Origin of the sequence: Mycobacterium ostraviense, from assembly GCF_002705925.1 — a bacterium.
GTDB lineage: Bacteria > Actinomycetota > Actinomycetes > Mycobacteriales > Mycobacteriaceae > Mycobacterium > Mycobacterium ostraviense.
Window position 1 is genome coordinate 4,895,994 of record NZ_NKRE01000001.1, and the last position, 11,615, is coordinate 4,907,608.

The 11,615-nt window shown below is 66.4% G+C and carries 9 protein-coding genes and 1 pseudogene; 6 read left to right on the forward strand and 4 right to left on the reverse strand.

The annotated features are described in order from the left end of the window. Positions 1 to 36 precede the first annotated feature (36 nt). The gene (locus tag CDN38_RS22760; RefSeq protein ID WP_075511412.1) at positions 37 to 3,504 is read left to right on the forward strand and encodes a non-ribosomal peptide synthetase; all 3,468 of its coding nucleotides are present in this window, start codon (positions 37 to 39) and stop codon (positions 3,502 to 3,504) included. Here CDN38_RS22760 and CDN38_RS22765 read toward each other — a convergent pair. After that, entirely contained in the window at positions 3,501 to 4,877 is a 1,377-nt protein-coding gene (locus CDN38_RS22765; protein WP_075511390.1) for a SagB family peptide dehydrogenase, read from the reverse strand. The two genes, CDN38_RS22760 and CDN38_RS22765, sit on opposite strands and share 4 nt — an antisense overlap. Positions 4,878 to 5,084: 207 nt before the next feature. On the opposite strand from CDN38_RS22765, the gene CDN38_RS22770 reads away from it, so the two are divergent. Beyond that, complete coding sequence (locus CDN38_RS22770; RefSeq protein WP_075511389.1) at positions 5,085 to 5,588, forward strand: MTB12 family secreted protein; 504 nt, start codon at positions 5,085 to 5,087, stop codon at positions 5,586 to 5,588. Between the two features lie 6 nt (positions 5,589 to 5,594). Here CDN38_RS22770 and CDN38_RS22775 read toward each other — a convergent pair whose 3' ends face one another. From CDN38_RS22775 to CDN38_RS22785, 3 genes and pseudogenes are all read right to left on the reverse strand, one after another. Continuing rightward, a complete protein-coding gene (locus CDN38_RS22775; RefSeq protein WP_075511411.1) occupies positions 5,595 to 6,476 on the reverse strand; it encodes a sigma-70 family RNA polymerase sigma factor in 882 nt (293 codons plus the stop codon). Next, positions 6,473 to 7,073 (reverse strand): annotated as a pseudogene (locus CDN38_RS22780) (carboxymuconolactone decarboxylase family protein). Before CDN38_RS22780 ends, CDN38_RS22775 begins: the two are co-directional and overlap by 4 nt. A gap of 398 nt (positions 7,074 to 7,471) precedes the next feature. After that, the gene (locus tag CDN38_RS22785; RefSeq protein ID WP_023365661.1) at positions 7,472 to 7,786 is read right to left on the reverse strand and encodes a type II toxin-antitoxin system VapB family antitoxin; all 315 of its coding nucleotides are present in this window, start codon (positions 7,784 to 7,786) and stop codon (positions 7,472 to 7,474) included. A 216-nt stretch (positions 7,787 to 8,002) separates the two neighbouring features. On the opposite strand from CDN38_RS22785, the gene hrcA reads away from it, so the two are divergent. The 4 genes from hrcA to CDN38_RS33590 form a co-directional block, all read left to right on the forward strand. Continuing rightward, entirely contained in the window at positions 8,003 to 9,034 is a 1,032-nt protein-coding gene (hrcA, locus tag CDN38_RS22790; RefSeq protein ID WP_075509467.1) for a heat-inducible transcriptional repressor HrcA, read from the forward strand. 59 nt (positions 9,035 to 9,093) lie between these two features. Beyond that, positions 9,094 to 10,242 carry a molecular chaperone DnaJ gene (dnaJ, locus tag CDN38_RS22795; protein ID WP_075509468.1) on the forward strand — a complete coding sequence of 383 codons (1,149 nt, stop codon included), beginning with the start codon at positions 9,094 to 9,096 and terminating at the stop codon, positions 10,240 to 10,242. Between the two features lie 18 nt (positions 10,243 to 10,260). Continuing rightward, positions 10,261 to 11,007, forward strand: a complete 747-nt coding sequence (locus tag CDN38_RS22800; RefSeq protein ID WP_099319197.1) for a 16S rRNA (uracil(1498)-N(3))-methyltransferase — start codon at positions 10,261 to 10,263, stop codon at positions 11,005 to 11,007. 193 nt (positions 11,008 to 11,200) lie between these two features. Then, positions 11,201 to 11,615: PE family protein (locus CDN38_RS33590; RefSeq protein ID WP_142361365.1), on the forward strand; the 415-nt coding region annotated here is incomplete at its 3' end.

Sequence of the window (11,615 nt, forward strand, 5' to 3'; positions counted from 1 at the left end):
AGCGGTATGGAGTCGGCGCGAGGGTTGGGCGACGGAATGGACTGGATCAGCAAGGGCGAAATCAGGGCTACGGTTGCGGACCAATTGGGCTGCCGGACCGAAGATGTCGCCGACGACGACGATCTGATCCAGTTGGGCTTGAACTCGATCCGGATGATGGCTCTGGCTGGAGGTTGGCGTCGACGCGGGGCCGACATCACCTTCGCCCAACTCGCGGCGCGTCCCACCATCGACTCTTGGTACGGCCTGCTCACTGCCGCTGAGCTGGGAAGTGCGGCAGCGTCACCGCCACCTGCGCCATCCGGCCCGGTTGCCGAGGACGCCCCGTTCCCATTGGCCACCATGCAGCACGCCTACTGGATCGGCCGCTCCGATGATCAGGCGCTCGGCGGTGTGGCGGCCCACCTATACGTCGAATTCGACTGCACGGCAATCGATCCGGGCCGCCTGGAGCGCGCGGTGTCCGATCTCATCGGGAGGCATCCAATGCTGCGTACCCGATTCCTCCCGGATGGGACTCAGCAAACGGTCTCCGGGCCGAGTGGGCCGGTGTTCGACGTCGTCGACCTTCGCGGACAGAGTTCTGACGCGGTGGAGGCCACCCTGGCGAAGTTGCGTGACCGCAAGACACACCAGCGGCTCGCAATCGAAGACGGTCAGGTCATCGATATCACCCTGACCCTGTGCGACGACACCCGCGCGAGGCTGCATCTCGACATCGACATGCTGGCCTGCGACGCGATGAGCTATCGCGTGTTGGTTTCTGATCTGGCCGAGTTGTACCGGGGCGCGGCGCTGCCGAAACTCGGTTACAGCTACCAGCGTTACCGCACCGAGCGCCAAGAGGACCATGCCGCGCGTGAGCGAAACCGGCAGTGGTGGCAGCAGCGGCTGCCGGAGCTACCCGACGCGCCGGAATTGCCGACCGTCCCGGTCGGACAACGTATGGCCGCGCATCGCACGGTCCGTTACGACTACTGGTTGGCGCCGGAGGCCAGGCAACGCCTGATCGCAGGCGCGCACGCGCGGGGTGTCACACCGGCGATGGCGTTGGCGGCAATCTTCGCCGACACCATCGGCGGTTTCTCCGCGCAGGACAGGTTCCTGCTGAACGTGCCGCTGTTCCAGCGTGATTCGGTGCACCCGGACATTGACAGGGTAGTCGGTGACTTCACCTCCTCAGTCATGCTCGAGGTCGATCTCGCCGACAACGTGTCCGTAGCCGACCGGGCCCGCGCCATTCAGCGCAGCATGTATGAAAGCGGTTCACACGCTGCCTATTCCGGACTCGACGTGTTGCGCGACCTGGGCAGGTATCGCGGCAAGCCGGTATTGGCCCCGGTCGTCTTCACCAGTGCACTCGACCTGGGCGAACTGTTCGCCGATGAAGTCACCCAGACCTTCGGACAGCCGGTGTGGATCATCTCGCAGGGGCCGCAGGTGTTACTGGACGCCCAGGTGACCGAGCTGCGCGGCGGACTGCTGGTCAATTGGGACGTTCGTGGATCGGCCTTCCCGCCGGGCCTGATCGACGCCATGTTCACCACGTTCACCAAGGCAGTGGAACGGCTTGCCGAGGGCGACGCAGGCTGGGAAGCCGAGGCGGCGGTGCGGTTGCCCAGCACTCAGGCGGCGGTGCGCGCAGCGATCAACGCAACAGATGGCCCAGTCAGCCGACGATGCCTGCATCAGGGCTTCTTCGCACATGCGGCGGTGAAACCGGATGCACCGGCTGTCCTGTGGGGCGTCGGTGACAACCAGGGTGCGTGGAGCTACCGGCAACTGTGCACCCAGTCTCTTGCCATTGCCGGTTTGCTTAGAGCCCGCGGGGTGAGAACAGGTGACGCAGTCGCTGTCCAGTTGCCGAAGGGACGCGATCAAGTACCGGCGGTGCTCGGGATCCTCGCAGCCGGCGCAACATATGTGCCGATCGGATTCGACCAGCCAAATGCGCGGCGCGCCAAAATTCTTCAGACCGCTGATGCTGTTATGGCGCTGACAGTCGAAGGTGCGAATATGGGCTCAGGGGTTTCGTGCGTGTCCATCGACGCGGCGCGCAACTATCCAGAACCGCTCCCGGCGCCCGTCTTGCCCGACACCGCTGAGATCGCCTACCTGTTGTTCACGTCCGGCTCGACGGGTCTCCCGAAAGGCGTCGAAGTGCCGCACAGCGCGGCGATGAACACCATTGACGCGCTCAACGAGTGGTTCGGGGTCGGCGGCAATGATCGAGCGCTTGCGCTCTCCGCCCTCGAGTTCGATCTTTCGGTCTACGACATCTTCGGTTTGTTGTCAGTGGGCGGGGCGCTGGTCGCTGTCGATTCCGGGCGCTCGGCCGCGCCGGCCACGTGGGTGAAATTGCTTTGCCAGCATCGCGTTTCGATTATCAACTGTGTGCCTAGCATGCTTGACATGATCTTGGCTGAAGGTGGGGATCGGCTGGGCGATTCCTTACGTGCCGTCATTCTCGGCGGCGACTGGGTGGGTGCTGACCTGGCTCGCAGGCTGGCCAAGCAAGTGCCCGGATGCCGGTTCGCCGGTCTCGGCGGCGCCACTGAGACAGCGATTCACAGCACCGTTTGTGAAGTAGCTGGTGAACCGCCAGCACACTGGGCGACCGTGCCGTTCGGTATCCCATTGCGAAATGTTCGGTGTCGGGTTGTTTCGCCGGCCGGGCGCGATTGCCCCGACTGGGTTCCCGGTGAACTGTGGGTGGGTGGCGCCAATGTTGCTGCGGGCTACCGTTGCGACCCGACACGCACCGCGGAGCGATTCGTCGAGCATGACGGCATTCGCTGGTACAAGACCGGTGACATAGCCAGGTACTGGCCTGACGGCACCGTCGAGTTTCTCGGTCGGGCCGATCACCAGGTGCAGATACGCGGATATCGGGTCGAACTCGGCGAGGTCGAGAACGCGCTTCGTACGGTTCCCGGAGTGCGTCACGCCGTGGCTGCTTTGGCCGGTGTCAGTGCGCCGCAGTTGGTTGCAGCGGTCCTGGGTGATCCCGACGAGATTGGCGACATCAGCGCGGCAATCGCTGATCTGTTGCCGAGCTACATGATTCCAGTACGCATCGGATTCTTCGACCGGTTTCCGTTGACGCGCAACGGCAAGCCGGATCGCCGCGCGGTGGCCGCTTTGCTCGAACCGGAAGCCGCCGAAGACAAGGACGGTGCCCCCCGCAACGATCTGGAAGCTGCGCTGGCCGACATCGTTGCCGAGGTGCTGGGCGTGCATCGGGTCGAAGTGCATGACGATTTCTTCGCCCTCGGCGGTGACTCGGTATTGGCCACCACCGTCATCGCGCGGGTGCGCGACTGGTTGGACATCGATCACGCCGTGGTCGCGGACCTGTTTGCGACACGAACCGTGGCCGGGTTGGCCGAGCGGTTGAACGCCCGGGAAGCTCAGCGTGGCACACCAGAGCGATTGAGTATGATCGCACGGCACTATCTAGACGTCGCCGCAATGACCGATGAAGAGGTTCTCGCCGAAGGTTAGTCGGAGACGCAGGAGCCGACGACGATGCTGCCGACGCTGCACTCCTGCAGTTCATCGACTCCGGTGGCCGCAATAAACGCGGCGGCGTCGGCGAATCCTTGCGCACAGACACCGAGGCCCATTGCGGTCGCGGCCAGATAGATCGTCTGCATCAGCACCCCAACGTTTTTGAGAATCGTGGCATAGGCAATCTGCTCATAGGTCCACATCATGCGACCGCTGCGCGCGGCCATGATGACGAGCACCTGTGGCTCGGCGCCTCCGGTCAGGGTCGCCGAAGCGGGCTTCAGCAGCGCGGCTACCGCCTTCGAGTCCGCCGCGGCCACCGGGCGCAGGACGTGGTCGAAGGAATCGTAGTGGTACATGCCGGGTTCGAGGCCCGCCACGTTGCGCACCACGGGATACAGCTCGAGTTCGTAAAGACTGCCGCCGGAAGGATACGGGCGAGACAGAAGTTCATCGCCGTCACCGAGGCGCTGGGTGCTGCGTGTGCGCGCTGTGCGGTAGAGCAATTCAGCCAGTTGCTGGATCGTGATCGGGTGAGCGTCATCGAATGTTCTTGTCGAAATCCGGTCTTCCAGAACGGCTGTCAGCGTGGGGTCCTGGATCCGCTTTGTCGCCAGGTCTGGGATCGGTAGGGCGGTCGGTTCGCCGGGGTAGTTGCTTCGGCGCGCGCGCGGCTGGGAAAACCGACCCTTGGCCCATTTGGTTGGACCGAAATTCTCCCAGGTGACGGTGCGCTCACCGAGTGTGCTGTGCCGGTGAAACCACAGGTCGGCTGCGCTCCAACTGCAGGTTTCGAACCTGTCGTCCTCGGCGCCGGCGGTTACCAACATGCCACACCACTTGAGGTCCTCGATGAACTGTGACGTGACCGTGGTCGGCAATCCGGTGTCTTTTGCTGCCGGCTCGTCGAGCAGCACGAGCAGACGTAAGTCGTGGATGCGTACATCGCACCAGGCAAGCGGATGCTCGAGCACAAAGCCAGCCGAGTCACGATGCATGACAACGAACTTTGAAAGCACCGCGGATTGCGCCGACGACAGCGCCGGCCGCGCGGGCGGTTGTCCGACCGGGAGCATGGAGTAGAACTCTTTTCCGTTGTCTCGCACGGTTACCGCCAGCCAGCCGCCCATGGCGAGGTGATTCATGAGAGTCCCGACATCGCTTTCGCCTGTCGGAGAAGCCAACTGAGAAATCGTTGCGGGCGCCAGGTTGAGCGCCTTAAGTGCCTCTAGCTGAGCCGCCGACAATCCGTTGAGTTTCTGGCTGCGCGGCGGATTCAGCAGCACGGCTCCTGCGGGCGTGGTCAAACAAGTGGCGCCGGAACGTAATGCGAATCTGGTTTGGTTCGGGTACACGACGGCAGGCAATCTGTAACCTCTTCCGTTCCTTGCTATCCGATGCGCCGAGCTGGCCCACCGGGACCAGCCGGCGGGCGATTCTCATGGCTGCTACCGAGGTCCGGCACAGCTTAATCCGCAAAGTGCGCCGGTAGTTCGGAGGTGACAAAAGCCGCTGCGGCTAGGCTATTGCCAGGACGATTATTAGGACTATCAGTTGTGAACCAGGGGGAGAGCATGATGATGAAATCCGTCGCTACTGGCCTGGCCGCCGTGGCCGCGATCGGGGCTGCCGCCGCGGGTGTGACGTCTGTCGCATCCGCCAGTCCGACGCCGCAGCCGGTGCTGCCGGTGGTCTTGGGAGCGCCCTTGCCGCAGGACCCCGCCCCGGCCGCAAACCTGCCGACCGCCGCTCAATTGACCAGCCTGCTCAACAGCCTTGCCGATCCCAGCGTCTCGTTCGCGAACAAGAGCGACCTGGTCGAGGGGGGTATCGGCGGGACCGAGGCCCGCCTGGCCGACCATGAGCTGAAGAAGGCCGCCAAGAACGGGGACCTGCCGTTGTCGTTCACCGTGTCCAACATCCAGTCGGCCGGCGCCGGGACCGCCACCGCCGACGTTGCCGTCTCAGGCCCCAAGCTGACCTCGCCGGTCACACAAAACGTCACGTTCGTCAACCAGGGCAGCTGGATGCTGTCGCGCAGCTCGGCGATGGAACTGCTGCAGGCCGCGGGACACTGACCCGTCCTACCGGTTCAGCGCGCCCAGATCGAGCTTGGCGATGCGCCGCGGATCGGCCAGCACGTCGATCGCGGCGATCCTTCCGTTGCGCACCAGGAAGCCCATGATCGCGGCGGCACGGCCGGCGACGAAGACGACCGCGCCGGCCGCGCCGTTCACGGTCGCGGGCAGCACCTCGCGTTCGGGTGCCGCATAGCTGCGGGCCAGTCCGGCCACCGCCGAAGCGCCGTGCGCCGAGCGGATGGCACCGGGTCCCAGGTCGCCGCGCAGCACGACGCCGGGATCCAGCACCGAGACCAGGCGGTCGAAGTCACCGCTGCGTCCTGCCGCGAAGAAGGCGTCGACGAGCCGGCGTTGCGTCACCAGGTCGCCGTCGGGAACCGGGTCCGCCTGTTCGATGCGCCGCCGGGCGCGGCTGGTCAGTTTGCGAGTAGCTTCCGGCGAGCGCTCGACGATGGACGCGATCTGCTCGAACGGGACGGCGAACACGTCGTGCAGCACGAAGGCCAGCCGCTCCGCCGGGGGCAGCGTGTCCAGCACGACAAACAACGCCAGGCCCACCGCGTCGGCCAGCATCGCCCGATGCTCGGGGTCGAATTCCCCGACCGGGTCCACGATCGGATCCGGCAGCCGCTCGACCAGCTCCTCGCGGCCGTGACCGCGGCGGTCGCGCAACATATTCAGGCAGATCCGCGCCACCACGGTGGTCAGCCACGCGTCGAGGTTGGTGATGCCGCCGGCCCGATCCGTGCTGGTGCCGAGTCGCAACCACGCCTCCTGCACGGCGTCCTCCGCGTCGTCCACCGAGCCGAGCATCCGGTAGGCCATTGCGCCCAGCTGCGGCCTGGCCGCCTCGAAACGCGCGGTCAGCGCCGGATCGGCCGTCATCGTGGTGTGGTGTCGGGCAGCGCGCACACCCGGTTACCCGAGAAGCCCGAAGCTCCGATGCCCAGCGCGATATTGAACCGGGCACGCAGATTGCCCAAGGTGACGATATGGGTGAGCGCGACGAGTTGAGCCGTGTCGAAGTGCGCGCGCAGCGCCTCGAACAGCTCGTCGCTGACCTCGACGGGGGTGCGGCTGATCGCCGTGGCGTACCGCAGGACCAGCTTGTCGACGTCGGAGAAACAGTCGGCCCGCTCGAAGTCGGCCAGCGCCAGGAGGTCCTGGTCGCCGAGCCCGAGGCCGCGGGCGATCTGTGAGCCCAGGTCGATGCAGCATTGGCAGCCCACGGTCGTCGCCGCCGTCAGTTCGGCCAGGGCCCGCACCCGGGGGCTGAGCATATCCAGTTTCGATTCGGCCTGCTCGAGCCGGCCGTAGGCGTTGAGCAACCTAGCTAGGGATGTGGGCGTACATCCGCGGTGGTTCCAGCATGGCGGCTGTTTGCAGTCCGGTCATCTTCACCAGCTTGCGCCTGGTGACGAAGAAGGCGATTTTGGCGGCCGGGCCGGCGTCGCGATCACAGACCCCGGTAAGGCGGGACATTGGCGTGCTCCTCACGGATTGGTGGTCTTTCTTTGATCGACACCTGGCGGCATCAGAATGTGACCGGCCGATCCGCACCCGACGGCAAGCGAGCTAGTTCGGGCGGCCCAGTAACGGTTCACGCGGGTCCGGCGCTGCCAGAACCGGGTTAGGTTTTCATTCTGCGCTGAGGGCGACGAAATCGCGGTCCGAAGCGCTCTGGGCGCAGACTGGATGCCCTGGATGCAGACTCGCACGTCAAACCGCCCGGGAAACGGCAGGCGACTCAGCTGATCGCCAGGGCGGCCAGTCCGGTGGCGCCGAAACCCACCATCATCGAAATCATCGGGCACACCCCATCATCCGTGTCCCCGCCAATCAGCCCGACACCCCAGCCGGCGTGTTACTGACCCGCGCTCCTAGTTCGGGCGGCCCGGCTGCATGTCCATGTCGAATACCCGCGCGTGCAGCACCGTGCGGTTACGCAGCGCCGCCCGCACCGCCCGGTGCAAGCCGTCCTCGAGATACGTCACCCCGCGCCACTTCACCGCGTGCGGGAAGAGGTCGCCGTAGAACGTGGAGTCCTCCGACAGCAGTCGGTCCAATGCGAGCACCGTGGTCGTGGTGACCAATTCGTCGAGGCGTATCTGTTGTGGCGGGATCTGCGACCAATCCCGATAGGACAACCCGTGGTCGGGATACGGCTTACCTTCCCGCACGCCCTTGAAAATCATTGGCGGATCGTCGCTGACGCGCCGTGGGAGCCGCACATGATCATGCCGAACAGGCTAGCCGCAACGGCGCCGTGGAAGCAGACCTGCACCGAATCTGCCGAATGTGCCGGCCGGCACCGTCCCGGTGACGCGGTGCTATTCCGCAGCTGGACGGTCAGCTACTTCCGAGACCGTAAAATGAACCCGGGCGATCGGGCGCAAAGGAGGTGACAGTCGATGGGAAGCGCGGACGAGCGCCGCTTCGAGGTGCTGCGTGCCATTGTCGCCGACTTCGTCGCCACTCAGGAACCGATCGGCTCGAAATCCCTGGTAGAGCGCCACAACCTGGGGGTGTCCAGCGCCACGATCCGCAACGATATGGCGGTGCTGGAAGCCGAGGGATACATCGCCCAGCCGCACACCAGCTCCGGGCGGGTGCCCACGGAGAAGGGATACCGGGAGTTCGTCGACCGCCTCGACGACGTGAAGCCGCTGTCCAAGGCGGAGCGGCGGGCGATTCAGCGCTTCTTGGCCTCCGGTGTGGACCTCGACGACGTGCTGCGCCGGGCGGTTCGGCTGCTGGCCCAACTGACCCGGCAGGTCGCGGTGGTGCAGTACCCGACGTTGTCGAGTTCGACCGTTCGCCACCTGGAAGTGATCGCGCTGACCCCGGCGCGGCTGTTGATGGTGGTGATCACCGACTCGGGGCGGGTCGACCAGCGCATCGTGGAACTCGGCGACGTCATCGACGACCACCAGCTGTCCCAGCTGCGCGAGCTGCTCGGGCAGGCGCTGGAAGGCAAGAAGCTCTCGGCGGCCTCCATCGCGGTCGCCGACCTTGCGGGGCGGCTGCGCGGCGCCGGCGGTTTGGGCGACGCGGTCGGCCGCTCGGCGACGGTGTTGCTGGAGTCGTTGGTGGAACACACCGAGGAGCGGCTGCTCATGGGCGGCACCGCAAACCTGACCCGCAACGCCGCGGACTTCGGCGGCTCGCTGCGCTCCATCCTGGAAGCGCTCGAGGAGCAGGTGGTGGTGCTGCGGCTGTTGGCCGCACAGCAGGAAGCGGGCAAGGTGACGGTGCGCATCGGCCATGAGACGGAGGTCGAGCAGATGGTCGGGACCTCGATGGTGAGCACCGCCTACGGCTCCAACGACACCGTCTACGGCGGCATGGGTGTGCTGGGGCCAACCCGGATGGACTACCCGGGAACTATCGCCAGTGTCGCCGCGGTTGCCATGTATATCGGCGAAGTGCTGGGTGCTCGATGACCGCGCACCCGCTGCAGAGGTTGTGGACAGCCGCGTAGGGCGGCACAGGAAGGTTAATCGTGGCACGCGATTACTACGGGCTGCTCGGCGTCAGCAAGGGCGCCAGCGAAACAGAGATCAAACGCGCTTATCGCAAGCTGGCCCGCGAACTGCATCCCGATGTCAATCCCGACGAGGCGGCGCAGGCGAAGTTCAAAGAGATCAGCGTCGCCTACGAAGTGTTGAGCGACCCGGAAAAACGCCGGATCGTCGACTTGGGCGGGGATCCGCTGGAAAGCGCCGGCGCGTCGGCCTCCGGGTTCGCCGGCTTCGGCGGGCTGGGCGACGTCTTCGAGGCGTTCTTCGGGGGCGGCTTCGGTGGCGGTTCGGCGTCGCGCGGTCCGATCGGCCGTGTTCGGCCGGGTTCGGACTCGCTGCTGCGCATGCGGCTGGACCTCGAAGAGTGCGCGACCGGTGTCACCAAGCAGGTCACCGTCGATACCGCGGTGCTCTGCGACCGCTGCCAGGGCAAGGGCACCCACGGCGATTCCGCCCCGGTGCCCTGCGACACCTGTGGTGGCCGCGGCGAGGTGCAGACCGTCCAGCGTTCGTTGCTCGGGCAGATGCTGACGTCGCGCCCGTGCCCCACCTGCCGCGGTGTCGGAGTGGTCATTCCCGACCCCTGCCATCAGTGCATGGGCGACGGCCGGGTGCGGGCGCGCCGTGAGATCACCGTCAAGATTCCTGCCGGTGTCGGCGACGGTATGCGGGTGCGGCTCGCCGCCCAGGGCGAAGTCGGGCCGGGGGGAGGGCCGGCGGGCGACCTGTACGTCGAGGTCCACGAGCAGGCCCATGACATCTTCGCGCGCGAGGGCGACGACCTGCACTGCACGGTGTCGGTGCCGATGGCCGACGCGGCGCTGGGCGTCACCGTGACCCTGGACGCCATCCTGGACGGCCACAGCGAGATCGTCATTCCGCCGGGGACCCAACCGGGTTCGGTCATTACGCTGCGGGGCCGCGGGATGCCGCACCTGCGCTCCCACACTCGCGGAGACCTGCACGTCCACGTCGAGGTGGTGGTCCCCACCCGGCTGGACCACCACGACGCCGAGCTGTTGCGCGAGTTCAAGAACCGCCGAAGCCGCGACGTGGCCGAGGTACGGTCGGCGCACGGCGCCGGCGGCGGGCTGTTCAGCCGGTTGCGCGAAACCTTCACCGGGCGCTAGCCGGTCGGCGGCGCGCGCATGGTGGCGACGCTGTTCTACGTCGACGCGCTGCCCGACACCGGCGCGCTGGCCGTGGTGGACGGAGACGAAGGTTTTCACGCCGCGACTGTGCGGCGGATCCGTCCGGGCGAGGAGGTGGTGCTCGGCGACGGCGAGGGCGACCTGGCCCGCTGCCGGGTCGAGCGGGCCGGACGCGACGGCCTGGCTGCCCGGGTGCTGGAGCGTTGGAGCGCCGTGCCGGCACGGCCGGCGGTGACGGTGGTGCAGGCGCTGCCGAAGTCTGAGCGCTCCGAACTGGCGATCGAGCTGGCCACCGAGGCAGGCGCCGACGCATTCGTGGCATGGCAGGCGGCGCGCTGCGTGGCGAGCTGGACCGGTGCGCGCGTCGACAAGGGGCTGCGCCGGTGGCGAGCGGTCACCCGCTCGGCGGCGCGGCAAGCACGGCGGGCGTTTATCCCGGCGGTCGACGGCCCGCTGTCCACGGCCGCGTTGACCGGGCGGGTACGTGACGAGGTGGCCCGCGGTGCGATAGTGCTGGCGTTACATGAGTCGGCGACCTGTCGGCTTGCCGAAGTTGGCCTGGCACAGGCGGATTCGCTGACGCTTGTGGTCGGTCCCGAAGGCGGCATCGCGCCGGCGGAGATCGCCGCGCTGACCGACGCCGGCGCCGTTGCGGTCCGACTGGGTCCGACGGTGTTGCGGACGTCGACCGCGGCCGCGGTCGCGCTGGGCGCGCTGGGGGTGCTGACCCCCAGGTGGGACTAGGCATCACCGGCGATTCGACACGTTTCGGCAGCTGGACATTGGAAGCGAGTGGGCGGGTTTCTCGGTCGTTGACGGTGAGAACCGGGAAAAGTCCGTAACTCTAGCGCAAATGAGGGAATTTCCCCCCGGATCGGCACTTTTCCTGCTACTTTCGTAGCCCTTACCCGCGATGGTGGCCAGTCGGGAGGCACCCATGTCGTATCTAGTTGCATTCCCGGAAGCTGTGTCGACGGCAGCGGCGGACGTGGCGGACATTGGCTCATCGCTGACGGCGGCCAACTTCGCCGCTTTGGCCCCAACTACGGCAGTGGTGGCAGCCGCCGGCGATGAGGTCTCGGCTGCGATCGCGGCGCTGTTTTCTGGCCACGCCCAGGAGTATCAGGCGCTGAGCGCGCAGGCGGCGGCGTTCCATAGCCAGTTTGTGCAGGCGTTGAGTGGGGCCGGAGGCGCGTATGCGGCCGCTGAGGCGGCTGCGGCTAACCCGTTGCAGACGTTGGTGGACAGCATTCTGGGTGTGATCAATGCGCCCACCAATTTGCTGTTGGGGCGCCCGTTGATCGGCGACGGTACCAACGGGGCGGCTGGGACCCTGTCTCTTATACACATCT

What these genes read in the sequence shown, in the direction of transcription:
- CDN38_RS22785 (WP_023365661.1), bottom strand. Translation starts at nt 7,786, where the DNA reads ATGATTTTCAAGGGCGTGCGGGAAGGTAAGCCGTATCCCGACCACGGG.
- CDN38_RS22760 (WP_075511412.1), top strand. Translation starts at nt 37, where the DNA reads ATGGACTGGATCAGCAAGGGCGAAATCAGGGCTACGGTTGCGGACCAA.
- CDN38_RS22800 (WP_099319197.1), top strand. Translation starts at nt 10,261, where the DNA reads ATGGTGGCGACGCTGTTCTACGTCGACGCGCTGCCCGACACCGGCGCG.
- hrcA (WP_075509467.1), top strand. Translation starts at nt 8,003, where the DNA reads ATGGGAAGCGCGGACGAGCGCCGCTTCGAGGTGCTGCGTGCCATTGTC.
- CDN38_RS22775 (WP_075511411.1), bottom strand. Translation starts at nt 6,476, where the DNA reads ATGACGGCCGATCCGGCGCTGACCGCGCGTTTCGAGGCGGCCAGGCCG.
- CDN38_RS22770 (WP_075511389.1), top strand. Translation starts at nt 5,085, where the DNA reads ATGATGATGAAATCCGTCGCTACTGGCCTGGCCGCCGTGGCCGCGATC.